Origin of the sequence: Bradyrhizobium sp. 172 (genome assembly GCF_023101065.1) — a bacterium.
GTDB classification, from domain to species: domain Bacteria; phylum Pseudomonadota; class Alphaproteobacteria; order Rhizobiales; family Xanthobacteraceae; genus Bradyrhizobium; species Bradyrhizobium canariense_D.
Window position 1 is genome coordinate 6,118,587 of sequence record NZ_CP064701.1, and the last position, 25,738, is coordinate 6,144,324.

Sequence of the window (25,738 nt, forward strand, 5' to 3'; positions counted from 1 at the left end):
CTGCCCGGGAAGACTTTCAACAAGTGTTCCCGGGGAGCACCGAACGAACAGCGCGATCACGCGGCCGATGCCGTCATAATTCCGTGCCTTCGGGCTGCTTCTTTCCGTGCTCACATTTGGTTCGAAAGCACACATCGCGACCCACGCGTTGTGGCATCGACAACCCGAACGGCACAAAATTGAAGCTTTTCATCAACGGCCGCTTTCTCTCGCAAAAGCTGACCGGCGTTCAGCGTTATGCCGCCGAACTGGTCAAAGCGATCGATGCCCTGCTTGCGTCCGACCAATCGCCCGCTGCCCTCAGAGGAGCCGAGTGGCAATTGCTCGTGCCGAGCGAGACGAGCGAAGCGATCAATCTCGCCCACATCAAGGTACGCAAGATAGGACGGCTGAGCGGACATGCCTGGGATCAGATTGAACTTGCGCGCGCCGCCGCTGGAGGTCGCCTGATCAGTCTGGCCAATGCCGGACCTGTGTTTCATGGCGATCATATCGTCGTCATCCACGACGCACAGGTCTTCCGCCGGCCCGATTTCTTCAATTGGCGCTATTTGGCCGTCCACCGCACGATGGGCCGCCTGCTTGCACGGCGGGCCACGATCGCGACCGTATCGGCCTTTTCTCGCAATGAATTGGCTGCAATGCTTGGCCTTTCGAAAACGGACATTCCGATATTCCCCAACAGCGCGGAGCATTTCGCGTCCACAACGCCTGATCACGGTATTCTCGAACGATTAGGGCTTCAGCCGGGAAAATATTTTCTCTTTGTCGGCTCCAGAACCAAGAACAAGAATCTCGCCGTTGCAATCGAGGCGGCGCGGCTGCTCGAACGAAAGGACGTTCCCCTCGTCATTGTCGGCGGAGATAACAGCAAGGTATTTCAAGACAATCTGGGCGAGAGCGAATCGGGCCTGCTTCTGGCAGGACGCATGGCGGATGGCGAGATTGCAGCTCTGTATGCGCACGCTCTGGCGTTTGTCTTTCCCTCTCTATACGAGGGCTTCGGTGTACCGCCACTTGAAGCCATGATCTTCGGCTGTCCGGTCATAGCCTCGACGGCTGACGCGGTGATGGAAACGTGCGGCGAAGCAGCTGCTTATTTTTGCGCCAACGATGCTCAAGCGCTGCAACAGCTTATGCTCGAAAGGTTGGCAATCGGCGCAATCTCTGATCAGGAGCGCCGAAAGCAACAAGATCGTCTTGCATTATATTCGTGGCAAGACTCGGCGCGAGCACTGTTGGATTTTCTCGCGTCGCGCGCATAGCGGCGACAACGGCCGCCATCCAACGAGTTCCGTGTGTACGTTCGACTTCGAAGCAAGAGAGCTTCGACATCGCGGCGCAACAACACCACACCGCTGCCCAAATCTCGCTATGGATTGGATGGATTGTGATCGCATCCGTTGATGCTCAATTAAGGATGCGCCATGTCGATCTTCCCAACTCAATCTTCCGCAAGGCAGGCGGTGAAGGTGCTGCATGTCGCGGAAACCATCCGGGGTGGGATAGCGAGCTACCTGAACGAATTGCATCCGCAGCAGCAAGCGAGCTTCGGCGCGGAGAACGTGCACTATGTTGTGCCATCGGATCATCGCCACGACCTCGTCGGAATCGATGACAGCCAGATCACGACCTTCGACAGATCGGGCCGCAGCATCGCCGGACTATTTCAGATGCTGCGGGCGAGCATGCAGGCGCTCGACGCCTTCAAACCCGACGTAATGCATCTCCATTCGTCGTTTGCCGGACTCGTTCTCAGGCCCGCGTTGGCGGCTCGTTCCGAAGGTCCTCGCGTCGTCTATTGCCCGCATGGCTGGGCGTTCTCGCGAGAGACCGGCCGCCTGAGCCATCTGGCGGCAAAAGCTGCAGAGACTCTTCTGGCCCGCACGTCGGATCGTATCATCTGCATTTCCGGCGATGAATTCAATGAAGCGGTCCGGGCGGGAATTCCGACCGACCGTCTGACCCTGGTGCACAATGGCATCTCCAAGAGCCGCCCACTGCCGTACGGCGCTGCGACAGATTGGACTTCAAAGAAGGCCAAGGTCCTTTTCATTGGCCGTCTTGATCGACAAAAGGGCTTCGACCTCCTGATCGAGGCCGCACGATCCCTCGAAGATGTCCTGGATGTTCGCATTGTCGGCGCCTCCGTGGTCAACAAGTTCGACGGAGCTGCGGTTCCCGCCAACGTCTCGCTGCTAGGCTGGCTGGATCGTCAGCAGATCGAGGCTCAGCTGGAGGCGGCCGATCTCGTCGTCATCCCGTCACGATGGGAGGCCTTCGGCCTCGTCGCTCTGGAAGCGATGCGCGCGGCCAAGCCCATCCTGGCCTTCCACAGCGGAGCGCTGCCTGAAATCGTCGTTGACGGCGTCACCGGCGTGCTTTGCGAACCTGTTGCGGTTCAACCTCTCATCGACGGCTTCCGACGGATGCTCGATCTGGATCTCAAGGTCCTGGGGCAACGCGGCTACGATCGCTTCAAGCAGTTTTATGACGTCCAGAAGACACACCGCCAATTGCATCAGGTCTATGTCGAACTCCTCGACGACAACAAGAGCGGAGTCGAGCAGAACGTGGCACTGCAATCGGACCTCTCGAAGCCTTTTTGAGGTGAGTTGCGGCAGGCGAGAAATGATGACGGGTATGATCCAGGCGATGGCAGGCCACCGCACCTTGGGTCGCAACAGGCTGCTCTGGATCGCGAGCCTCATCGCGTCTGTTTCTCTGTCTGTCCCGGCATGCGCTCAACAGGCTCAGACGCTTGAAAGCAGATTCCTGTTGGGTATCGGCACCCATCAGGGACTGGGAGGGCCGGTCAGTTCGCGAGGCTACGTGCCCTCCGTGAACGTCAGCCAGATCAAGCAACTGGGCTTTAACGCCTTCCGCGACGATTTTCCCTGGTCTGATTTCGAATTGCCGGGACGTCGGATGGGCTTCACGCCGCGGTTGGGCAGGCTCGACGCGCAGGTTCAGTCCGGCATCGCCCGGCCGCTCCTCATCCTTGCATTCGGCCATCACCTCGTGCCGAACTCATCGCCTCCGACGACGGACGAAGCCCGGCAGCGGTTCGCGGACTATGCGGCAGCGGCCGCGCGATCGGTCGCGCCGCAGCGCCCGATCTTCGAACTCTGGAACGAGTGGAATCTGGCAGCCAAGAAGGACCCTTCATTCTCAGCCGACAACTACCTGGCCCTCGCGAAGGTAGCACGGCCCGCGGTCAAGCAGGCGGTGCCGAATGCACCTTTCGTCGTCGGCGCGATCGGCGACGATCCCGGTTGGACGTGGACGGAGAAGATGCTGCAAACCGGCATCCTTCAATACGCCGATGGCGCCTCGATTCATCTCTACAATTTCTGCATGGCGCCGGCGAAGCGCAATTCGGCCGAGATTATCGACCGGCTCACGGCGTTCCATCGACTGGTCGGCCAAGCGAGCGGCAATCCCGACTTCCCCATTTACGTGACCGAGACTGGCTGGACCACGGCTGCGAACAAATGTGGTGTCAGCGAGCAGGCTCAGGCCGATAACACGGCACAGCTCATCCTGTGGGCCTCGACAGCGGCGCGCTGGCTCAAGGGGATGTGGATCTATGAGCTCAAAAATAGTGGTCAGAATCCAGCCGAGCTGGAGGACAATTTTGGCCTCTACGGTTTCGACAATTCGCCCAAACCCGTAGCCTGCGCGGCGCGTGGCGCCTGGGCATTCGTCCGTTCCACTCTAACCGCCGAACGAAGAAGCCTTGCCAACGGGGTGATGTCGATCGGAGCATCCTCGACCACCGGCGGCAAGATCGCGGTCTGGTCCGAGGATCCGGATCGACGCTACGAGGTCCGGATCAGAGGCGATCTGCCGGGGGCGACTTTCGCGGCCCCCTGCGATGCAACTGCAAGGCCAGCCTCCGGGATCTGGCTGCCGGTTTCGAGCACGCCGGTGCTGATCGCCGCCAATAATGACGCCATTCCCGCACTGGATATACGGCCGGCACGGTAATCGGATCGGCACAAAGAGGTTGACGCGATGAAGATCCTTTTGACATCCACGCTTTATCCGACCCCGCAGGCACCAAAGATCGTCGGCGGAGCAGAGATCTTCGCGCGGAGATTTGCCGAGGGCCTGGCTCAGCGCGGCGACGAGGTCGAGGTGGTGCGCGCCGCATCCGCACCCGAGCAGGGCCGTGAATTATGCAACGGTATCAACGTCTATTCCGCACCGGTGCAAAACGTCTATGCGCCGTTCACGGAGCAAAAGAACGTCGTGAAACGAAGCATCTGGCATGCGATCGACGATTGGCAGATCCAGGCCCCGATGATCGCGGAGCGCATTCGCGCTTTCAAGCCGGACGTTCTGCATTCCAATAATTTATCGGGCCTGACCACGGCGATCTGGCGGGTAGCCGCCAAGCTCGGAGTTCCGGTCCTGCATACGCTTCATGATTATTATTTGACGTGTCCACGCTGTTCCCGCTTCGACAAGGGCCGCTCCTGCGAACACACCTGTACGAGCTGTGGGATCCTGACGTACCACCGCAAACGGGCGACGCATTGGCTCGATGCCGTGGTCGGCGTCAGCGAGCGCGTCCTCTCCATTCACACCGATATGGGCATGTTTGCCGAGACGCCAATCCGCACCGTCATCCGCAATGCCTCGACCGAGCCGCCGCGCTCACCCTACCCGCGGCCTGTCTGCACGACGGAAGTGACATTCGGCTTCATCGGACGGATCACCGAGGAGAAGGGCATCGACAATCTCATGCGAGCGCTGGCCATGCTGCCGCCCGATCGGATCCGGATGATGATTGCCGGCCGCTTGGGCGATCAGGAACAACAGCGCCTGAGAGCACTGGCGCCGCATGCACGGGTCGAGTTCATGGGATTCGTGTCTCCCGATGAATTCTACAGGCAAGTCGACGTCGTGGTCGCTCCGTCCATCTGGCACGATCCGGGCCCGCTCGTCGTCGCCGATGCCAAGGCGGCGGGCAGACCGCTGCTCGGTACGCACTTTGGCGGCATGCCGGAGGCGATCGAGCATGGCGTAACCGGGTGGTTGACCGAAGCAGATCCACAATCCCTGGCCACGAGCATGCGCGAAATCGCCGCGGACCCGCACAAGATCGACGAGATCAGCCGTCGGCTTATCGCCGACACGAACAAGTGGATCTTTTCCGACGTATTGTCGTCGTACAAGAACCTGTATGAACAACTGCGTCAGCGACGGATGTCGTCCGTGCGCCCGGCAATAGCCGGGGTACCACAAGCGCATGCGGTGGCAAAGAGTAGCTTCATTCCGAGATGACACGTCTCTTCGCGATCGCCGGCTACGTTTACCAAAGCGCAGCAGCGATCATCCTGATCTTTGTGATCAGTCACCTGCTGCCTGCCGCCGACTACACCAATTATTCTCTCGCAATGGCCTCGAGCCAGTTGCTCTGCGTCCTCATGTTCGAGTGGCTGCAGCTCGCGGGGCTGCGCTTTCTTGCGGCCGCCAAGGAGAGCGAGGCGGCTCGACTGAGATCGTCGCTCTTTGCGGCGGCCCTCATGAGCGCCGGCGCGCTCGTTGCGGTCGGGAGCTGCGCCTCCTTGGTCAGCGGCCTCACGCCACGGCTGGTCGTCCTCGGCCTGAGCGTGGCCGTTCTTCAGGGCTCGACCGATTTGTACTTCTTGTCGGTACGACTGTCGAACCGGCTGGGGACCGCCTCCTGCCTTCTTGCCTTGCGTGCGACGGCTCTTTTGGGCGGGGCCGTCTCGGGCGGAATGATCTCAGGCACGGCCGAAGCAACGCTGCTCGGCATCGCATTGGGTCACCTGCTTGGGCTCCTTGCCGGTCTCATCGCATATCGCACGCCGCTGGATCGCGTGTCGCTGCGAACAATGCTGGCTGACTGGAAGGACTTCTCGCGTTACGGCATGCTTGCAGCCGGCGCGTCCGTGATCCATTTGTCCGTGCCGGTTCTGCTTCGTATCATCGTCGTCGGGCGACTCGGCGCCACAGGAGCCGGTGCAGGATTTTCCATTGCGCTCGACCTGCTGCAACGTCCCTTCTGGGTCCTCAATGCGGCGATCCACACCGTGAGTTATCCTGAAGTGGTCAATGATTTCGAGCACGGGAGCGCCACGAAGTCGAGACAATCGGCGCGGCACATGTTCGAGTTCATGATCTGCACAACCCTCGTCCTGCTGGGCGGGCTTGTCGCCTTCATTCCGGACGCGGCCCGCATCCTGGTCCCGCGGGAGAGCGTCGAGGGCTTCCTGGCGACAGGGCCGGCGGTCGCTGCTTTCTACTTCCTCCATACCCACCTGCAGGCGACGATCGCGGTCGTTCCCCACCTGGAAAAGCTCGCGACCAGGCTCGCCCTCGTTGCTGCCGGGCAGCTGGCAATGGTTGCGGCGTTCTCCCTGGTTGCCGTCTGGGCCGGCCTGTCACCCCAAGCGGCAGTCACCTGCGCCTCGATCGCCACGCTCGCGGCGATCTTGGCCGGGCTTGGCCCTACCCTCAGGTTCGATGCGTTCCCGCGCTGGCCCTTGGTGCTTCAGGCGCTCGCAGCCGCCATTCTGATCGGATCGCTCAGTCATGCGCCGAGCGAACCGGCGGCGTGGCTTGCTGGAAAGATCGTCATCGCCGCAATCGTCACGGCTGCGGTCGGCTGGCGCGGAAACTTTCTCCTCCTGGCCCGCCCGAGCTGATCTGTCGACCGGTCTCTTGCAAACCTTCTTTGGAGCTAGATGCGCCCTTGACGCTCTGCCCGCGTCCGCGAAGTTCCTACCGTGGAACTCTCTACTTCGCTTCAAAATGCGGCGAAGTGACTGACAACCAGTACGAGAATATTGAGTGACTTGCTCGTGCCGGCAAAATCTACCAGCGCATCGGGTCGGCCTGACAGCTTCACAGCTCCGCGCCCCAAGTCACATGCATCATTGAAGCGCGACATGCGCATAGATTCAGCAGTGAAACCTTGCGAATTCTTGGAAGCGCCATGTTGAGGTCATGCTGCGTCGGCACGACATCGTTATTGTCTTGAATCAGAGTCGAGCTGTTCCTGCGAGGAACTGCTGATCGCTCTCGATTTGTAGCTCCGATTTTTATCTGAAATTCACACTCGATCGAGAAGGTTGAACGCAAATCCCTGCGAGCAATTTCGTTCGCGTAGAAACTCGAGTGTGAAATGTCGTCAGATCAAACCGTCCTCTCCGCAAGCGGCTTCATCAACTCCATCGGCGTCAACACGCATGCCGGCTTCGGGTGGACCGACTACAATAACCTCGCATTGATGGTCGATGACCTGAAGTATCTTGGCGTCACCCATTTGCGCGACGCGATGGGAACCAGCCCCGCCGCACAACCGGTCGTTGAAGGGCTGGCGGCTGCCGGCTACAAATTCGACTTCCTGGTGTCGTCCGCCCTGCCCCAGCTGGGCACCGCCGGCCTCCAGAAGTATATCGTGTCGCTCGAGAAGTTCGTGGCGAGCCATCCAGGCAGCATCAGCGCCATCGAGGGGCTCAACGAGGCCAATCACCAGCCCTTCAGCTACAATGGCAGCTCGAGCCTTAGCGCCGCGGCCCAGTTCCAAAGCGCGCTCTATCAGGCGGTCAAGGCAGACGGCACGCTTTCCAGCATTCCCGTCATCAATTTGTCGCTCGCCTACAACGATCCCCAAGGCTACAGCCAGCTCGGCAACATGTCGGGCTCGGTCGATTTCGCCAATGCGCATGCCTATGTCAGCACCAGCTTGACGACCAGCAGCTCACTTGCTGCCACCTTGAGCGCCGTCTCGACCGCCGCGCCGGGAAAGCCCATCGTGATTACGGAGACCGGCTACACCACCCAAGCCAACACCCAATATCTCGGTGTCGACGAGACGGTGCAGGCCAAGTCGATCTTGAACACCCTGGTGGATGCCTACAAGGCTGGCGTGAGTGCGACCTATCTCTACGAGATGTTCGATCGCGACTCGTCCGCCAGCAACACCAATCCTGAAGCCAACTTCGGTTTATTCAACTCCGACGGAACGCCGAAGCTCGCCGCGACGGCAATTCACAACCTGACGAGCATTCTGGCCGATGACGGCAAGGGCGGCCTGCAGCCGACTAATCCATTGAACTACACCCTCAGCAACATGCCGGCCTCGGGCAACAGCATGGTGCTCGGCAAGAGCAATGGCGCCTACGAGCTTGTCGTTTGGGCGGAGCCGAAGCTCTGGAATGATGCGGCCGATGCCGAGATCTCCAATCCGACCCAGACGGTCACGGTGAACCTGGGCGGCGTGCATCATTCGGTCAAGGTGTACGACACGCTGACCGGGACCACCGCGATCGCGAGCTACACGGACGTCAGCACCATTACGATTCCGGTCAGCGATCACCCGCTGATCATCGAGATCGACGCGCCTGCGACCACCCCGATTCCGCCGGACACCCGAACCAGTGTCAGCGGTACGGCTGCCGAGATCGTGCCGCAACTGTCCGACCTGAGCACGTCGACGGCGCTTCAAGCCATTACGCTCACCGACTCGCATGTCCTGCCCGTCGCTTCGAAGGCGACGATGGACTATATGATCGCGCATTACGGCAATGCGCTGTCCAAGATCCAGGGCGGCCATTCCTTCTCGATCACGAACTCGGCCGCGACCTGGAGCAGCACGAAAACCTATGATGCCAGCGGCAACCTCCTGTCGAAAGCGGACACCGGCCTGAACGCAAGCGGACTGCCCACTTCGACCACGATCGTCTACACCGACGGGTCCAAAGACGCGATCGGCTACACCGGCGGCGTAAAGACCACCTCCGTCCATTTCGCTACCGACGGAACCAAGACCACCGACACCTACAACACCACCGGCACGCTTCTCAGCGAAGTCGTGCAAAAACCGGACGGCTATTATTCGACGGCCATCTACACCAACGGCGTGAAGACCACGGTCTACGTCAAGAACGCCGACCACACCCAGGACAACTATACCTACAACATCAAGGGGCAGAGCTACACGAGCCAAGTCCAGCACCTGGATTCAACCGGCAAGGTCACGTCCGTGGTCCGCAGCCATGCGGACGGCTCGCTCGATTCGACACAGGTCTACAACAGCGACGGCAGTCGCGTGATCACCACCTATAGCGCCACGGGGGTCAAGCTGGTCGAGACCGACTACCATGCCGATCGCAGCAAGGACGTCTGGACCTACAACATCAAGGGCCAGAACTACGCGACCGAGCACGACGTTTACGATACGACCGGCTTTCTCACGACCCTGACGCGCCTCCACACCGATGGCAGCCTGGCGTTCAAGCTGGTGCAAACGACCGACGGCACCAAGACGACCGATTGGTACAATGCCGCCGGCAGCCTCACCAGCGAAGTCGTCCAAAAGGCCAACGGTTTCAGCTCGACGACGCTCTACAGCAACGGCGTCAAAACCAACGCCTATGTCAAGAATGCCGACGGCAGCCAGGACAATTACGCCTATGGCATCACCGGCCAGAGCTACAGCACACTGATCCAGCACGTCGATCCCTCCGGCAAGGTCACGGCCGTGACCCGCAAGCATGCCGACGGCACGCTCGACTATACGCAGGTCATCAACAACGACGGTAGCAGCGTCGTCACCAACTATGACTCAGCGGGAAAGCGGACGAAGGAAACCGACTATAACGCCGATGGCAGCAAGGATATCTGGCTTCTCAACATAACCGGCCAGACCTACACGACCGAGCACGACATCTACGATGCGGCGGGCTTCCTCACCTCGCTCGTTCGCACGCACGCCGATGGCAGCCTGGCTTTCAAACTGCAGCAGGGCAGCGACGGCACCAAGGTCTCGGACTGGTACGACGCCAGCGGCATCCTCACCAGTGAGGTCCTGGAGAAGACGAGCGGCTACAGCGCAACGACGATCTACACCAACGGCGTCAAGACCGCGGCCTACATCACCAATGCGGACCAGAGCCACGACAATTACAGCTACAATATAACAGGTCAGAGCTATACCACGCAGTACCAGCACCTCGACCCCTCCGGTGTCACGACCGAAGTGGTCCGCACGCATGCCGACGGGTCGCTCGACTACAGCCAAGTCGTCAATAGCGACGGCAGCAGCGTGGTGAGCAACTACAATGCCTCCGGCGTCAAGATGACGGAGACCGATTACCACGCCAACGGTTCGAAGGACGTCTTCCAGTTCAATATCGTGGGCCAGACCTACACGACCGAGCACGACAGCTACGATCCGACCGGCTTCCTCACTAACATCGTGCGCACCCACGCCGATAGCAGCCTCGCCTTCACGCTTGTCCAGAGCTCAGACGGGACCAAAACCTCGGACTGGTACGACGCCAAGGGCGTTCTGACCAGCGAGGTGACGACGAAGATCGACGGCTATAGCTCCACGACCGCCTACACCAACGGCGTCAAGACTGCCGCGTACATTACCAACGCCGATGGCACGTCGGACAATTGGAGCTACAACATCAAGGGGCAGTCCTACACCACGCAGCATCAGCACCTCGATGCCTCCGGGCATATCGTCGAGCTTACCCGGACCCACGCCGATGGCACGCTGGACTATACCCAGGTCATCAACAACGACGGCAGCAAGCTGACCGGCATCTACGACGGCTCCGGTTCCAAGACCCAGGAGATCGCCAACAACGCCGACGGTTCGAAGGACGTGTTCCTGTTCAACTTCAACGGACAGGCCGGCACGACGCAGCACGAAAACTACAATTCAGCCAATGCACTCCAGTTCTTCGACGACACCAAAACCGACGGCACACACAACGTCACGGCGGTTGCGAGCGGCGTGACGATCCAGGGCGGGGCCGGCAACGACCTGTTCTCGGCGGCGCCGAGCTCGACCACAATCGTCTACGATCACGGCCAAGACCAGATCGTCAACTTCCAGGCCGGCGACGCCGCCACTCACGACGTGATCCAGATCTCGAAGCTCCTCGCCGCGGACTACGGCCATCTGCAAATCACGCAGTCGGGCGCGAACGCCCTGGTCACGCTTTCGGCCAGCGACTCGATCCTCCTGAAGAACGTCAACGTCGCCAGCCTGACGAGCCACGATTTCCTGTTCGTCTGACCACGGCGAATTGTCCGCAGGATCGCATCAATATCTCAGGCGCCGGGACCAGCTCAGGCAAGTCCCGGCGCCGTTCAATAATTAGGCGGTTGCCTTGTCGCGAGGCAGGAGCTGCATAACGGCTATTCGCCTGCCGTCGAACGCCGGCCCAGCGAACTTGCGTCACAATTGACCGCTAAGCAGACGGTAGCGTCAGGCAAGGAATTCGACACGCGATGGAAGCCAATGAAGCAAGACGGTTCGTCGTTCTCGACTTCTATCGTTTCGTTGCCGCTCTCGGCGTTTTCATTTTCCATCTGAAGACCATCGACAGCGGTATCGCGCCGATCTGGAACGGATCTTATGGCCTTTTCGTGGACATGTTCTTCATCTTGTCCGGGTTCGTGATCTCCTATTCCTATCCGTCTGACGCGCGTGGTCTCAAGGCATATTCCCGGTTCATGATCCGCCGCATTGCGCGGATCTATCCGCTGCATTTTCTGACTTTACTCGTGTTCGTATTGCTGATCGGGTTCGGTCTGGACCGATCGGCGAGGTCGACGCCGCTGGACTTCCTGTACAACCTCGTGCTGCTTCAGGCCTGGGGCGTTACCGATCATTTGAGCTTCAACTCTCCGTCCTGGTCGATCAGCGCGGAATTCTTCTGCTATCTGATCTTTCCCCTGCTTATGCTGCTTGCACGCAAGGTCCATCCGCTGGTGCTGGCCGCCATCGTCGCTGCGCTCTATCTGGTCCTGGCCCACGGCCATTTGCCGATCTGGCAAGAACGATCGCAGATGTATGGAGCCAATTATGACTACGGGATGCTCCGTGCGCTGCCGAGCTTCTTGAATGGAATCCTGCTCGCCATATTGTTCAGGTTGTCGCACCCGTATCGGCACAAGCCGGTCGTCTTCGCCGGCATCGCCCTGTTCGGGATCTCCGTGCTTGTCCTGAACATCTTCGCCAAGCCGGATCTGGCCATCATTCTGTTCTCCTGCGCGATCCTGCTCACCGCCGTCGGGGAGAGCGCTTTCGTGCAAATTCCGGGCAGCCGCCTCCTCGGGCGGCTCGGCAACACTTCATACTCGATCTACATGCTGCACGACGCCGTCCTCATCGCCGTATTCAAGCCGTTGTGGGCGTCGCTTGGTCTGCGTCCGGATCAATTTGGCCTCTTTGCTCTCGCGTGCTGCGCGATCCTGACCATCATCGCCGATCGCACCTATGCCTATTTCGAGAACCCGGCGCGGCGGCTGATCAATCGTGGGGCCGACATCGGATTTGGATCGCCGCGCAAAGTGCAATCGTCCGCCAAGACGCCTGCCACCAACAAGACGTCTGTCACCAAGACGTCCGTGCGTTTCGACGAGACGGAGCAGGCCGCCAACTGACGTCCGCCCGCTTCCCTCAGGCGACCTTACCGTCGGACACCGCGTCAACCGACATCAAACCATCGCCCCGCAGCGGAGCGATGTTGGCGCGCGACAGCTCCATGACTGCCGGCAGCATATTGCGGACCTGCGCGCCGGCCGTCTTGTAGGCGCCGAGGAACCTCAGCAGAAACTTCTCGAGATTGTCTCCCGCGAGCAGTTGCTCAGGTGAGAGAAGAAGCGATTCGCTCACACCGAAATGAGCGAACAGGCCCTGGAACTTGTCCTGGTATGTGATCGCCGCAACCGGCGTTCCCTGTCCGAGAGCCGCAATCGCAAGATGCATGCGGCCGGTGACGACGCCGTCCACCAGACCGACGACTGCCTTGATCTCGCTCGCTGACAGCACGTGCTCGACATGATGAACATGGTTGCCCAGCGCTGCGCTCAGGCGACCGGCCAGCGGTCGAAGGCAATTGTCGTCGGCGATCTCCGGACGATAGTCGTGCGCGAGCAACACCCAGCTCGCGTTATGCTCTCGAGACATGCGCTCGATTGCGCTCGCCGCGAGTTCGATCATTCGCCGTAACTTGGCCGGCTCGGATTTCCTGAACAACATCGGGTGGATATTGAAGACAAAGACGTCGCGTCCCTGCCTGCGCTGCTCCGCAATCGCGGCCGCAATCTGCTTCACAGCCGCGGTCTCCGCCTGTGGCACCAGCATGAATGCGGAATCAGCGACGAGGTGCGCACGATTCGGGGCGAACTCTTTGAAGCGCTGAAGAGATAGTGCATCGCGCAAATTCAAGACCACGCCGGGATCGAGCAGCCGAAACACCTCGCGCAATGCCTTGGCCGGACGGGAGTTGAAGCTGAATCCGAGCACGCTGACCTTGGCGCCGCACGCTGCCATGAGATCGGCGACGAGCAGCATGCGAGCGGCGTCCACGGGGGAATAGTAGCCGTCCAGCACGTCTGCCCCCAGAACCATTCCGAAATCCGGCCTGGTGAGAGAAAGCTCCTGCGCCACCGTCATATAGGAAAACGGCTGCCTCCAAAATTCGAGCGGCTTGAACCCCATTGCGCGCACTTCCGCGCTTGCCGCTTTGGTGGCGGTGACAATGTAGACCTCGATGTTCGGATGGGCCTGCTTCATCTCGCCGACGGCCGCCTCGATCATGGCCTCATCGCCGCGCGACTGATGAATGCTCCAGGGGTCGGACGGGAGCAGGACGAGCCGGCGCGGGTTGTTGCGCGGCGCGGCACTGCCGCCGATAGCCTTCCTGGCGATCTGCCACCTGCGCAACTCGAGCAGATCGACCGCAAAGGGCGTGTTCTTCGCGCTGTTGAGCCAGCCTCGGAGATGCTTGCGAACGGGTACCGGAATCAATTGCTTCACGACGTCTTCCTCGTCTTCATCAGGCGGTCGCACCACGCTTCACGACGAAAGCGATCAGGGAGAACAGCTGCTTTCGCCAGAACAGCAAGATGCTCATCAGATAGGTCGCCCCGAAACATGACGAGAGCAGTCCTATCCGCAAATAGGGATTCATGTCCGGGGTCGCTTCGCGGCATAGCGCAACTGCGCCATAAGCCAGAAGGATGGCGCAAAGACAGCCTGCGACGGGCCGCAGAAACTGGTTCCAGCTCAGGCCCAGCAGCCTGAGCGCCAGCGCGAACGTCACGGGCGTCACCACGAGCTGCGCGACAGCGAAGATGGTGGCCAGCTGACCAATGTCGTGCGACGGCAGCAGGAACATGGCGGGGACCACCGTGGCGAATTTGAGAATGTTCAGCAGGAAAACGTAGTTGGGCTTGCCCATGGCGCCAAAATAGGCGCTGTTCACGAACTGCACCGTCTGAATCGCGCCGATGAGCATCAGCGGCCTCATCACGGCTTCGCTGCCGGCCCATTTTGAGCCGAACAGCAGCAGGGAGAACTCCGGCGCGATCGCCGCCAGGAGCACAAAGACCGGAGAGCCAATCAATGCTCCGAGGCTCACGCTTCGCAGATAGGCGTCGGCAATACGGTGACGCTCATGCGCGATCTTGGACAGTGCGCTCAGCGCGACGTCCATGACCGCCTGTGTCAGCAACTGCATCAGGATAATGTAGACCCGCGCGCCCACCGTGTAGATGCCCAAGGCCGCGACGCCATAAAGCGACAGGATGATCATGTCGATCGTACGCACGATGGCGAAGTCCAGCAGCCTGTTCGACACGACGTGGATGCTGTAGCCGGAGAGTTCGCGCAAGCTCTTCAGATCGTAGCCGCGCATCGGGAGCCATCTGGGCTGGCTCCAGAGCCACAGGCCGCTGACCGCGCTCTGAACGACCACCTGGATCACGAGACTGAGGGCACCGAACCCGGCATAGGCACAGGCGATCCCGACCACTCCGGAGATCGCGGTCGCCACCATGGTCCTGAGCGCAAGCACACGAAAATCCATCTGGCGCTTGTAGAGCGCCTCCTGGAACAGCGTGGCGGTACCGATCGGAAGCGAGAGGCTCGCAGCCGTCAAGAGCGGCGCAAGTCCCTTCACGTCGAGCCAACGCTCGATATCGGTCGCCAGCAGGGCGATGAGAACGGCAAGGAGGACCGATGCCGCCAGTGAGCAGAAAAATGGCAGCGTCACGTCCGCAGGCTCGAGCGTGCGTCGCTGGATCAACGCGTCACCGAACCCGAATTCGGAAATGGAGCTCAGGAGCAGCAGGATGAAGCCAACCAGCGCGGCAAGACCGAAATCCGCAGGATTGAGCAGCCGCGCCAATATCAAGAACAGAACAAATGACAGCGCACGGCCGCCCCAGTTCTGCGCCAGCGACCACAACAACGCGACCACGACCTGATGTTGTTTGCCCGGAGTGACGTTCATCAAAAAATCGACCCAATTCCGACAGATCCAATCACAATCGCCCGCTAGACAAACAGGGAATCGATGACCGCGCGTGACGTCGCCCTTTTCCACTCCGTCCCGATGGCGGCAGCAATCGCGCAGCAGTACGACGACGTTATGGCAATCAGATGAGCACCATCTATCATCCGATTTAGCGTGGAAGTGAGTTCAAATCGTGGACTACACTCCAACCGGCTCAGCGATGTGATGCAAAATGGATGCCTTGATGAATTCGCCTACCACCGCCTTCAATCGCAACTCCAGGCGCTTGCGCGTGGCGATCTACGCGCCGCATTTTGCAGAATATTCCTACCGGCTCGCGTCGGGCTTGGCGCGCCATTGCGATGTTCGCCTCGTCCTCAACCGCAAGGATGCGAACCAGCAGTGGGAACTGGCCGATATCGCGGTGACGACACCCTTCAACACAAGGATCCGCGATTTGAGCCTGCGCCGCGCCGGCGCCATCGGCATTCCAGCTTCATTCATGGACATAATTTCGTTTCGTCCAGACGTGGTTCATTGTCACGAAGTTCCGGAAGTCTACACATCCAAGCTGATCCAGTTCCTGCGTCCGCTTGGAATCCCGCTGGTGCTGACCGTTCACGACGCAATTCCTCATTCGGAAGGCGGCTCGGGCACCTCTCCGCGCGAGGACGGCTGGCGCGCGCGCATGCGCGCGGCAGCGTCAGTCGTCACGACGCACGGCGAGAGCTGCATTGCAGATTTCCGCCATGCGACGCCGGACTTTAATGGAGAAATCGTCTCCAGCATGCACGGCGTGCTCATGGTGCCCCCGACGCGCGCCGCGGCCATCGAACCCGAATCTGCACGAATCCTGTTTTTTGGGCGGATGTGGGCTTACAAGGGGTTGGACATCTTCATCGATGCGATCGACCTGCTGGACCGGCGCGGCGTGGCGCACGAAGCGATCGTCGCGGGCCGCGGTCCCGAGATGACGCGGCTCGGCGCGCGCATGGAGGCCATGCCGACGGTCAAAACGATCGATGCCTATATCTCGCCCGAGGATACGGGACAATTATTTCAGTCTGCGACCGTGGTCGCCCTGCCCTATAAGGATGCGACGCAGAGCGGCGTGCTGGCGTCTGCTTACGGGAATTCCCGTCCCGTCGTCGCCAGCGCCACCGGTGGCATTCCTGACGTCGTGACAGACGGCGTGAACGGGCTTCTGGTCCCGCCTGGTAATGCTGCCGCCTTGGCCGATGCGCTCGAACGCGTCCTGACCTCGAAATCGCTTACCGCGACATTGACCGACGGTGCACGGCAGACAGCGGCGGGCCAGTTGAACTGGGATCGCATCGCCGATGGCCTGTTGCCATCCTACCGCAAGCTTGCCGGCCGTACCGTGAGCTGATCGTGACTTATATTGCGATCTTCTAGGCGGACTGTTCCATCTTGCTCAATGACCGAAAGAACATGCCGCGGACCGCGCCATCCAACAATCGTCTCAGCCTCACCTCGATCAGCTCGTAGGTGATCGCGCTTGCAACCAGCGACATCAACGATCCCAGCAGGATGAATGCTGCCCACAGCAGCCAGCGGTCGACACCGACAGCGACGAGCTTGAGCCCGATCACCTGTAACGGAAACAGGACGAACGGGTGCACGAGATAAAGGCTGTAACTTATCTTGCCGACATACTGCAGGGCCGGCGTGCTGAGCGCCCTGGCGAGACCGGAGTCCGGGGCCAGCACCATGGCGAACAGCAAAAGGCCCGGAATAAGACCTACGAACGGGTGAAACAGCACCAGGCTCGCGTACATGGCGACCCCGCACGTCAGGCCCGCCATCAAGCCAAGAGGTCCCGGAATGGAGATGCGCCAACCCGTGGCGCTGAGAAGCATGCCAATGCAGAAGAACGCCGTGATCGGGCAATGCAGGAGACAGGCCACGCCCAGCAAGATCAGGGGCGCCGCCAGCATTCTCCCTCCGATGCGCCACACCGAGAATGTCAGCCCGAACCAGATGTAGAACGCCCATTCGTAAGTCAAGGTCCAGGCATTCTGCTGAGCGATGGGCAAGCCGAGAGCGTCCTGCACGAAGAACAGATTGGCCGTGAAGATCGCGAGATAACCGGTCAGATCGATCCCGCGGAAGAATTTGTAGCCCACGATCGGGCCAATCACGAACAGCGCGAGATGCAGCACGACGAACACCGGCATGATGCGCAGGACACGGTCGAAGAAGAACCTTGGCAGCGAGCCGTGCCGCACCAGACTGGCCGGGATCAGGAAGCCGCTGATCATGAAAAACAGCTCGACACCGTGGCCGCCGACATTGATCACCGATTGCAGCCAGAGCCAGAGCGGCGGCAGGAAGCCCGGATCCGGAATGTCGTACACGCCTCCCTTTGGCATGTCGTAGAAATGATCCATCAGCACGCTCAGCGCCGCAATGCCACGAAGTCCCTGGACGGAGGGAACGAAAGATCCGTCGTATCCGGCATTCGGCTGGCGCGTTTTTTCGATCACTCAGCTGCCCCTTGCGCGCTGAGCGCCGGCTCGAGAACGACCGCCCTCCTGCGCTTCGACCGGAACCTCTGGCCGAACGATATGCTGGGCTTCTCGACGAACGCATATGTCGACCAGCTGACCAGAATTGACAATGCTGCGACCAGCGCGGCGAAAGCGGCCCATCCCAGCGGTCCATCACCGAGCCAGACGAGGCGATGGATCCAGACGATCACGAACGGCGACATCAAATAGACGGAATAGCTGATGGTTCCCACGAACGCCATCGAGCGCCAGGCCATCCTCTCACCGAACGCCGCAAACGCGATGAAGACGAGCGCTGCGCAGACATAAGCCGACCCGATCGAATAGCTGTAGAAGAAGTTCTCCTGATAGACGCCGCCGAACCGCCTCTCCGCCAGCGTGATGGCGAAGATCGCATAGAACACCGTACAAACGGCGACGTGCGGCCATCGCAGCTTTCCGCCGATGACGGTGTCGCGGATGACCTTGCCCAGGAACATCGCCGAAAGGTTCAGCCCAACCTCCATCAGCGACGACACCGTCCTGCTTTCGATCAGAAGTGCTGCGGCGGTCCCGACCAGCGCCGCAGCAATGACAATCGCAACTGCAGTAAAGCGCCGGTTCAGCAATCCCATCGCGAAAAGAATGGTGCATCCGACATAGAACAGGAGCTCGATCGCCAACGTCCAGTAGAAGATCCAGAGGTTCGGGATGTTCACGAAAGTCTGCAGCATCGTCACGTTCGCGATGACCTGCGACAACGGGTAGGCATTGGCCTCCAGCACCTGCATCGTGACGAGCCCGATCACCATCGACGTCCAGTACGCCGGGTAGAGCCGAAAGAAGCGGCTGATCGTGAAATCGCGCACAGGAGTAGCACTGTCCGGAAAACTGAACGGGATGACGAATCCGCTGACGAAGAAGAACAGCACGACTCCGAACCGGCCGAAGTTCATGTAGTAGCCGATCGCATCGTGGAAGACCCAGTAATACGCGCCGGTGGGGTGCTTCTGGACGATCACCTCGAACACGTGCTGGAACAGCACCGCCAACACGGCAATGCCGCGCAGCGTATCGATGAATGCAAGCCGTCTATGCATCGTTTGTCTCATCTGCTCCCACGCGCTGCCGTCCCTGGCATATCTACGCCGAGACCCTCCAATGAGCGGATCGGCCGCGGCAATTCTATCGGAACGGTATCGGCTGCCCGTGCGGAGGTCGCCCGCCGGGAGAATACTTCGCTGAAGCTCAATGCGATGATCAGGAGCCCTGATGCTGGACCGTAGTTCAGGACGGTGATGGTAAACAGGTTGACCACGAAGAGCAGCGTCAGCTTGTAGACGTCGGTCGCTCCGAAGTTGGCGCGGAACACCATCACCATGAATGCGACGAACGGAAGCCCGAACATCAGGTATGTTCCGATGTAGAAGTTGTCGACCGGTACCCAGTACGCCGCGAGCGGCGAGAAAAGCTTCTGCGGATAGTTGAAGCAACCCGCGCCGCAGCCGGTTACCAGACCGATCGGCATCAGCTGGCTCATGTAGACGAACGGCAGCTGCCAGCTGTTATTGATGCGGTCGAGAATGCTGAACAAGGTCGAGTGCGGCACTGCTGCGGTGCCCGATGCGACCACGATCATGAAGAACGGAACGAGGATCGCAGCGAACGACCACAACGCGATCGCGCGGATCGCGGGGAAACGCGACTTCTCCGGCAGCATTCGCACGATCACCAGCAGCACCAGGTACAGCACGAGAACGATCATGGTCGTCTTGCTGGTGGTCAGACGAATGACGTAAACCGCCAGGGAGCCGTACAGAAGGCACCAGAGCGTGCTCTTGCGGATCGACGTGATCGCAAACGACACGAGGATGAAGAATGCGGCCATGGTATTGTCGGCGGCAAAGCCCATCAGGCGCTGATCGTCACCGCCATAGGCCCACCATAGCCGGCCCGCCTCACGCACGGCGCCAAAGGATTCATATTTGTAGCCGACCCAGGGCATGAGGTAGAACTTGGTCAACAACACGCCGATGACGGAGAGATAGAAGGTCACGGCGATGATCGACAGCAGCTTTCGGTAGGAACCCAGGCTCGAATCGCAGAAACAGAATCCGACAAACACCGGCAGCATCATCTTGAAAGCCGAGATCGCGGCGGTCGCAGTGCCCATCATGAAGTAGCCGAGCACCAGCGACAGCATGATCTGCGCGAACACCAGGAGCGCCAGGGTGCTGCGATTGCGCAAAATGCAATGCACGAAGAACTGGGCCAGACACAGCAGCGCGACGCCGTCGGGCAGGTACCAGAGCGTGTCCAGATGAAAGATGCTGGTGTAGTAGCGGATCACGCCGCCGAAGGCGTCTCGGACCAGATAAACCCCGAGCGCGATCGCCTCGATGTTGAGGCTGACCAGCGTGATCTGCGGGCGCTGCAGCGCAAGGGCCGTCATGCTCGCCTCAATTCGTCAGCCGCGCCGATGGCGCCGGAGATGGCGAAAAATCGGGCCGGCTTCCAAGGGCATTCCGAAGCAGCTTACCGCCAAGACTCTCGATGTAGAGATAGCTGAAGTTCGAAACTACCAGCACAGCGGCCAGGGAGATCACGAGGTTCAGCGTCGCCGGCAGCCCCGTCCAGATCGAATCGAGCGCCGCGATCGGCCGTGGCCCAAGTGCCCGCACGAAGTACTCCGCGAAGAGCACCACGAGCGCATGCACCATATAGATGGAGTAGGATCTGCGCCCCAGCCACACCAGCGGCCGCGCCACCAGAATCTTCGGCACCAGCAACGCATCCGGAAACGCCAGCAGCGTGCCAAGGAAGGCTGCGAAAACAAGCGGCGCCAGGAAGGTGGTCGCCGGATTGGTCTCTGCGAGGCTGACCAGGACGATACTGGCAATCATGGCGATCAACTGCAGCCCTCCCTGCACGGCAGGGCTCGGCTTGCCTGGCAGCCGACGAACGATCCTGACGGTCAAGACACCGAGGAAGAAGCTCACAAAACAGCGAAGAATGCCGAAATCGGTCTGGAGTCCCAGACTCCTCTTGTCGAGCACGAAGACGATCACGACAAGACTTGCGACCGCGACGAGCCCGGAGACGGCGTAGAACCACGACAGCGAACGCATGCGCTGGGCCAGCAGGACGATCAGGCCGAACACCAGGTAGGTGTAGAATTCGACACTTATGCTCCAGCTCGGAGCGTTCCAGCTGAGATAGTCGATCAGTCCCATCGAATGCAGGAGAAAGACGTTGAGCAGGAAGGAATAGGCGTTGTTCACCTCGAAGGCGGCTGGCGCGGCAACCACGACGCCTGTGGCGACCAAGCCGATACGCAGGAGGCGGAACAGCAGGTTTGCGATCAGCATGACGATGTGAAGCGGATAGACCCGCGCCAAACGCCGCACCATGAATTCGCGCAGCGAGAAGCGTCCGAAGTCGCCCTCGACGTAGCTCAACGACATCACGATGCCACTGAGAACGAAGAACAAGTCGACCAATAGCCACGCGCTTCTGAAGAACGAGCAATTGATCCACGCATTGTGTGGGAATGCCGCGAGAAAGGTCGGCATCAGCAGGAGATGGTGGATCACCACAGATGTCGCGGCGATACCCCGGATGCTGTCGAGCGGCAGGACATGCGCTTTCTCACGATGAACCAACTCCGTCACATCGACATTCCGTAGCTGTTGCACCGCAGCAGTCTGTATCAGGTCTTTGCGTGCTTTCAATCGTCACGATTGAGGATTCGCGTATGACGCATGACGACCGGCGATAAATTCAACGCTCTCTGTCATTCGAACATGCGCGCGACAACTTTGCGCCATTTTTGCTGATCGAGGAGCATCGGGACGAACGAACTGACTCGCCGGCGAATGGTCGCGAGCATTTGCGAACAAAGTATGCGCGAAACCCGGCGGTGTTGCGATTTAGCCTGTACAGAAGATGTTTCTTGATCCAGGCGCTATCCAGCGCTGCTCGCTCGAACAATTTTCGTGTGTCAATTTCGCGACAAGATTTTTGCGACCGCCTCATAAATCTTCAAACTGCAAAAATCGCAGGCGCCATTGTGCCGATCTCGCAGGCATTGCAAATCGTACTTGCACAACCGACGAAAGGTAAGGCACTGATGTATCAATCGATGGGAAGCGCGACCGAATGAAACCCGCTTTTGCATCGCACAAAAATTGACACAGTTGGCTGCCACTCTTCGCGTGTACTGGTTTGCAGCAACGACGAAGGGACACGGATGAGCTGCGAAGTGACGCGTCGTACGAAGCCGAGATGGCTACCCATCATCTTGACGGGATTTGCTCTGATCGCATCGGGCGTCGGTCCGACCCGCGCTCAATGCGTTGGATTCTCGGACCGCGCCTCACAAACCGAACTCGACGCCTTCGTGAAGGCGCCGTCTTCGCTTCTGGAACGGCTACGCAACGACAAAGAGAAGCTGAGGGCTCGCCTTTCTTCATATATCGCGACCAATCCATCGGTGTTGCCGTCGGTGCAGACGCTCATTTCCGAATTGGCTTCCCCCGACCGCTCGACCATCGGCGCGGCGCTGCGGCTCGCAGAAGCGCTGTGCACGTCAACGAAACCGGACGCTGCGCGCAAGATTAGGGATTTCACGCAGCGAGTCGGTGACCTCGCCGTGCAGGCGGGCTATTCCGCGGCGGGAGAAGATGGCTCCAGCGCCCAATTGCAGCCGAGAGACAACAAGCCGACGCAGCCTCGGGGCGGAGCGCTGTTGGAAGGCGAATGGAAGACCAAACTGGCCAATCCATTCAAACCTGTTCCCCTCCCGAATTGATCCTGACCATTAAGGCAGCGAATTTCAGATGTATCAGCCTAGAGAACACTTCCAATCGGGACACCGGTTTGGCATCGAGTTTGGCGGCGCGGTCCTCAGCTTTGACCGTGTCACTGATGTCCTTCGTCGGCAATGGCCGCTGATCGCTGCGGCAGTTGGCGCTTCGCTGGCTCTGGTGATCGTCTATCTGGTTCTGGCAAAGCCGATGTATACGGCAAACGCCCGTATCATGATGGACACCCGGCAAACCCAGGTTCTGGACAAGGACAGCGGGACCAACAGCGCTCTGATCGACACCGGCTATGTCGACAGCCAGGTCGAAGTCATCAATTCTGACGATCTTATCCTTTCAATCGTTCGCCGCCTGCGGCTCACCGAGGATCCGGAATTCAACGGATCCAATCCAGGACTTCTCGCCGTCGTTACCGGCAAGATCATGTCAGTGTTCGAATCCGGCGAACCGCCCACGCAGGAGCGGATCGAACATGCCGTGGTGGAATCGATTCAAAAGAGTCTCAGGGTCGAGCGCGTCCTGACCACATACGTCTTGTCGCTCAATTATCGCGCACACAGCCCGGACAAGGCAGTCAAGATCGTAAATGCGATCGCCGATGCCTACATCGTGGGTGCACTGGAAGCAAAATACCAGTCCACTAAACGGGCGACCGAATGGCTCCAGCAGCGGAGCGTCGAGCTCAGCGAGCAGGCGACGGCCAGCGACCGCGCGGTGCAAACCTTCAAGGCAGAGCACAATATCGTCGGAACCAGCCGCGGCCTCATGTCCGAGCAGCAATTGTCGGACTTGAATACACAGCTGGTTCAGGCGCGGGCGGCCACGGCCGAAGCCAAGGCGCGCCTCGATCGGATCGAAGCGATTTCCGACCAAGACCTCGCCCAACCCACCGTGACGGACGCCCTTAACAACTCGGTCATTACGCGCCTGCGCGCCCAGTACCTCGATTTACAGGCCCAATATGCCGATTGGTCAAGGCGTTACGGCAAGACCCATCTTGCAGCGGTCAATTTGGCCAACAAGATGGAGGAACTGCGCAAGAATATCGCCGATGAGCTTCATCGGATTGGGGACGCTTATCGCAGCGACTACGAGATCGCAAAAAGCCGAGAGGCTTCTCTCGATAAGAACGTGAAAGAGCTGGTCGCCCAAGCGGGTCACACCGGCCAGGCAGAAGTCAAGCTGCGCGATCTCGAAAGCGCGGCCGACACCTATCGCAATCTCTACAACAACTTCCTGGAGAAGCTGCAAAGCGCCACCCAAAATCAGAGCTTCCCGCTCAGCGAGGCACGCCTGATCAGCACCGCGACCAAGCCTGATCGCAAAAGCTCGCCGCGGACGGTTTTGGCCCTGGTGGGAGGCTTGGTCGGCGGCCTCTGCCTCGGCTTCGGCGCCGCCTTTGCGCGCGAGCTCCTCAACGACGTCTTGCGGACCCCCGGAGAGGTCGAGGACGAACTCGGCGTGAAGTGTCTTGGCGTTCTCCCAGATATTCGCCCGCCGACAAAGACGCGCGCGTTGCTTTCGGCATCCGCGAAAGCCGACGAAGCGGGACTATCCCGCTATGTCGTCGATCATCCGTTCTCGCGGTTTGCGGAAACGTTGCGCAACATCAAGGTCTCAATCGACGTTGCGCGCATGACCCGAGAGATCAAGGTCATCGGCATTGTATCGTCGCTGCCAAAGGAAGGAAAAACGACAGTCGCGGCCAATTTCGCTCAGTTGATTGCCATGACAGGTCACCGCACCATCCTCATCGACGGCGACCTGCATACGCGCTCACTCACACGGGAACTCGCGCCGAACGCCAACAGCGGACTGGTCGAGGCCCTCAGTGATCCCACGGGCTTCAGCTATCACGTGCAACGAAGCAAGGAGACCGGTCTCGATTTCCTGCCGTCCATCGTTGCTTCGCGCATGGTCAATTCGGCCGACGTCATCGCATCGAGGCCAATGGCCGACCTGCTCGCGATGCTCCGGGAACACTACGAATATATCATTATCGATCTTGCGCCTGTGATGCCGGTGGCGGACTCAAAAGCGTTCAGCGTCCTCATCGATGCAATGGTCTATGTGATCGAATGGGGAGCAACCACGCGAGCTGCGCTTCAAGAATCAATTTCGGGGTCGGAGATCCTTCAGAAGAAGCTGCTGGGTGCTGTCCTCAATCGCGCCAACCCGAAGATGCTTGGACGCATCGAGGCGTATAAGGGTAAGCACCGCAACAGCTATTACGTCGAACATTCCTAGAGCGAGGGGCGCAGCAAGCCGCACAGTCCGCGGCTGCGCCCCTAGCGCAGGCCCCGACCTGCTGACGGCCGCCGCGGAGCCTTCCGAAGAGACTGCAGGGACCCACTTTTCGGTCCCATCGTCTGCAGGAGCCGACCGAAACGGGCCGTCGGAAATTCGCAGCCGTGGGGCGGGACGCCAGGCGGGGCGAAGATGCGTCAGCGGGGCTCTATTTGAGTTCCGGGGCCGCGACGACGTCGGAACCAACCCGCCAAGTGACCCCATCGTCGGGCTCCGATACGCGCCCGATCCCCGTATTCATCCGGAATCCACAAATGCCGATCTCTGCCATAGCCCAAGGCATGGATTGACGACGGCGATCCGGACGAAAGATAGTAGATAGTGACGTGTTGCCTGCACAAACCTGCCCCCGGCACGAAGGGCTGTTGATCGTGACCGCAACCTGGACTGCCGAATCTTTGAGCACCTTTCCTTCCGAGGTTCAGGGGGCTAACGTGCGCTCATACTCTTCGCATTTTTTCGGCAGGTTCGGATGGTGATTGCTCTTATTGTCCTGAGCATCTGGGTGTTGCTCAATATTCTTTTCGTGTTGATCGTGGTTCCCCCGCGTAAGGCCCGCCGGGGATCCCGACCGCTGGCGACCACTCTCGCGCCTGCCCCGCTCGATCCGAATCGCCGAGAGCTCGAGCATGACGAGCCTTTTTCGCTTCGTCACGTCGTTGCCTCAGTCGCCATGGGAGCGTTCTTCGTCCTTGTGCCGCCAATGCTTGCGCTGCGGGACGCCGTCCTTCGTCTCTTCAAGAAGACCCCCGGCAACGGAAGCTGACGGCCGATAAGTGCCGCCGCCACCTAGGCG

At 59.9% G+C, this 25,738-nt stretch carries 18 protein-coding genes; 12 read left to right on the forward strand and 6 right to left on the reverse strand.

All coding sequences use genetic code 11. The annotated features are described in order from the left end of the window. Positions 1-179: 179 nt before the first annotated feature. From IVB07_RS29380 to IVB07_RS29410, 7 genes are all read left to right on the forward strand, one after another. Entirely contained in the window at positions 180-1,265 is a 1,086-nt protein-coding gene (locus IVB07_RS29380) for a glycosyltransferase family 1 protein (RefSeq protein WP_085349966.1), read from the forward strand. 162 nt (positions 1,266-1,427) lie between these two features. Continuing rightward, positions 1,428-2,609, forward strand: coding sequence for a glycosyltransferase (locus IVB07_RS29385; RefSeq protein WP_210350951.1), 1,182 nt, complete (start codon positions 1,428-1,430; stop codon positions 2,607-2,609). A 34-nt stretch (positions 2,610-2,643) separates the two neighbouring features. Next, positions 2,644-3,990 carry a glycoside hydrolase family 5 protein gene (locus IVB07_RS29390; RefSeq protein WP_247366993.1) on the forward strand — a complete coding sequence of 449 codons (1,347 nt, stop codon included), beginning with the start codon at positions 2,644-2,646 and terminating at the stop codon, positions 3,988-3,990. A gap of 27 nt (positions 3,991-4,017) precedes the next feature. Next, positions 4,018-5,292 (forward strand): glycosyltransferase family 4 protein, encoded by a 1,275-nt coding sequence (locus IVB07_RS29395; protein WP_018458846.1) that lies wholly within the window; start codon positions 4,018-4,020, stop codon positions 5,290-5,292. Positions 5,293-5,534: 242 nt separating this feature from the next. Further along, entirely contained in the window at positions 5,535-6,680 is a 1,146-nt protein-coding gene (locus IVB07_RS29400) for a hypothetical protein (RefSeq protein WP_338014085.1), read from the forward strand. A gap of 479 nt (positions 6,681-7,159) precedes the next feature. Then, positions 7,160-11,071, forward strand: a complete 3,912-nt coding sequence (locus IVB07_RS29405; RefSeq protein WP_018458848.1) for a hypothetical protein — start codon at positions 7,160-7,162, stop codon at positions 11,069-11,071. Between the two features lie 215 nt (positions 11,072-11,286). Next, positions 11,287-12,444 carry an acyltransferase gene (locus IVB07_RS29410; protein WP_018458849.1) on the forward strand — a complete coding sequence of 386 codons (1,158 nt, stop codon included), beginning with the start codon at positions 11,287-11,289 and terminating at the stop codon, positions 12,442-12,444. 16 nt (positions 12,445-12,460) lie between these two features. Here the strand turns inward: IVB07_RS29410 and IVB07_RS29415 are convergent, their stop codons facing one another. Together IVB07_RS29415 and IVB07_RS29420 are read right to left on the reverse strand one after the other, a co-directional pair. Further along, positions 12,461-13,822 (reverse strand): polysaccharide pyruvyl transferase family protein, encoded by a 1,362-nt coding sequence (locus tag IVB07_RS29415; protein ID WP_240543968.1) that lies wholly within the window; start codon positions 13,820-13,822, stop codon positions 12,461-12,463. A gap of 19 nt (positions 13,823-13,841) precedes the next feature. Next, positions 13,842-15,299, reverse strand: a complete 1,458-nt coding sequence (locus IVB07_RS29420) for a lipopolysaccharide biosynthesis protein (protein WP_018458851.1) — start codon at positions 15,297-15,299, stop codon at positions 13,842-13,844. A gap of 247 nt (positions 15,300-15,546) precedes the next feature. Here IVB07_RS29420 and IVB07_RS29425 point away from each other — a divergent pair, with 247 nt between their 5' ends. Then, positions 15,547-16,692, forward strand: coding sequence for a glycosyltransferase family 4 protein (locus IVB07_RS29425; RefSeq protein WP_247371314.1), 1,146 nt, complete (start codon positions 15,547-15,549; stop codon positions 16,690-16,692). Between the two features lie 22 nt (positions 16,693-16,714). On the opposite strand, the gene IVB07_RS29430 is transcribed toward IVB07_RS29425, so the two are convergent. Genes IVB07_RS29430 through IVB07_RS29445 form a run of 4 tightly spaced genes read right to left on the reverse strand, consistent with a single transcriptional unit; the run spans position 16,715 to position 21,483 of the window. Beyond that, positions 16,715-17,809: an acyltransferase gene (locus IVB07_RS29430; RefSeq protein WP_018458854.1), complete on the reverse strand. Its 1,095-nt coding sequence runs from the start codon at positions 17,807-17,809 to the stop codon at positions 16,715-16,717. Next, positions 17,806-18,912: an acyltransferase gene (locus tag IVB07_RS29435; protein ID WP_018458855.1), complete on the reverse strand. Its 1,107-nt coding sequence runs from the start codon at positions 18,910-18,912 to the stop codon at positions 17,806-17,808. The genes IVB07_RS29430 and IVB07_RS29435 overlap by 4 nt, the downstream gene beginning before the upstream one ends. A gap of 8 nt (positions 18,913-18,920) precedes the next feature. Then, positions 18,921-20,264 carry a hypothetical protein gene (locus tag IVB07_RS29440; protein ID WP_018458856.1) on the reverse strand — a complete coding sequence of 448 codons (1,344 nt, stop codon included), beginning with the start codon at positions 20,262-20,264 and terminating at the stop codon, positions 18,921-18,923. 7 nt (positions 20,265-20,271) lie between these two features. Then, the gene (locus tag IVB07_RS29445; RefSeq protein WP_240543140.1) at positions 20,272-21,483 is read right to left on the reverse strand and encodes an acyltransferase; all 1,212 of its coding nucleotides are present in this window, start codon (positions 21,481-21,483) and stop codon (positions 20,272-20,274) included. Positions 21,484-21,764: 281 nt separating this feature from the next. Between IVB07_RS29445 and IVB07_RS29450 the strand changes: the two genes are divergently transcribed. The 4 genes from IVB07_RS29450 to IVB07_RS29465 all read left to right on the forward strand — a co-directional run bounded on the left by IVB07_RS29450 (position 21,765) and on the right by IVB07_RS29465 (position 25,708). Beyond that, positions 21,765-21,974 (forward strand): hypothetical protein, encoded by a 210-nt coding sequence (locus IVB07_RS29450; RefSeq protein ID WP_157643072.1) that lies wholly within the window; start codon positions 21,765-21,767, stop codon positions 21,972-21,974. Positions 21,975-22,061: 87 nt separating this feature from the next. Continuing rightward, positions 22,062-22,622, forward strand: coding sequence for a hypothetical protein (locus IVB07_RS29455; protein ID WP_240550517.1), 561 nt, complete (start codon positions 22,062-22,064; stop codon positions 22,620-22,622). A 28-nt stretch (positions 22,623-22,650) separates the two neighbouring features. Continuing rightward, positions 22,651-24,882 (forward strand): AAA family ATPase, encoded by a 2,232-nt coding sequence (locus IVB07_RS29460; protein WP_018458860.1) that lies wholly within the window; start codon positions 22,651-22,653, stop codon positions 24,880-24,882. A gap of 532 nt (positions 24,883-25,414) precedes the next feature. Next, positions 25,415-25,708: a hypothetical protein gene (locus tag IVB07_RS29465; RefSeq protein ID WP_018458861.1), complete on the forward strand. Its 294-nt coding sequence runs from the start codon at positions 25,415-25,417 to the stop codon at positions 25,706-25,708. Positions 25,709-25,738: the final 30 nt, after the last annotated feature.

Bases quoted from the DNA above. Each gene is read 5' to 3' on its own strand.
- IVB07_RS29385 (WP_210350951.1), top strand. From the start codon at position 1,428: ATGTCGATCTTCCCAACTCAATCTTCCGCAAGGCAGGCGGTGAAGGTG.
- IVB07_RS29405 (WP_018458848.1), top strand. From the start codon at position 7,160: ATGTCGTCAGATCAAACCGTCCTCTCCGCAAGCGGCTTCATCAACTCC.
- IVB07_RS29395 (WP_018458846.1), top strand. From the start codon at position 4,018: ATGAAGATCCTTTTGACATCCACGCTTTATCCGACCCCGCAGGCACCA.
- IVB07_RS29400 (WP_338014085.1), top strand. From the start codon at position 5,535: ATGAGCGCCGGCGCGCTCGTTGCGGTCGGGAGCTGCGCCTCCTTGGTC.
- IVB07_RS29420 (WP_018458851.1), bottom strand. From the start codon at position 15,299: ATGAACGTCACTCCGGGCAAACAACATCAGGTCGTGGTCGCGTTGTTG.
- IVB07_RS29465 (WP_018458861.1), top strand. From the start codon at position 25,415: ATGGTGATTGCTCTTATTGTCCTGAGCATCTGGGTGTTGCTCAATATT.
- IVB07_RS29410 (WP_018458849.1), top strand. From the start codon at position 11,287: ATGGAAGCCAATGAAGCAAGACGGTTCGTCGTTCTCGACTTCTATCGT.
- IVB07_RS29455 (WP_240550517.1), top strand. From the start codon at position 22,062: ATGAGCTGCGAAGTGACGCGTCGTACGAAGCCGAGATGGCTACCCATC.
- IVB07_RS29425 (WP_247371314.1), top strand. From the start codon at position 15,547: ATGAATTCGCCTACCACCGCCTTCAATCGCAACTCCAGGCGCTTGCGC.
- IVB07_RS29435 (WP_018458855.1), bottom strand. From the start codon at position 18,912: ATGCATAGACGGCTTGCATTCATCGATACGCTGCGCGGCATTGCCGTG.
- IVB07_RS29460 (WP_018458860.1), top strand. From the start codon at position 22,651: ATGTATCAGCCTAGAGAACACTTCCAATCGGGACACCGGTTTGGCATC.
- IVB07_RS29440 (WP_018458856.1), bottom strand. From the start codon at position 20,264: ATGACGGCCCTTGCGCTGCAGCGCCCGCAGATCACGCTGGTCAGCCTC.
- IVB07_RS29390 (WP_247366993.1), top strand. From the start codon at position 2,644: ATGATCCAGGCGATGGCAGGCCACCGCACCTTGGGTCGCAACAGGCTG.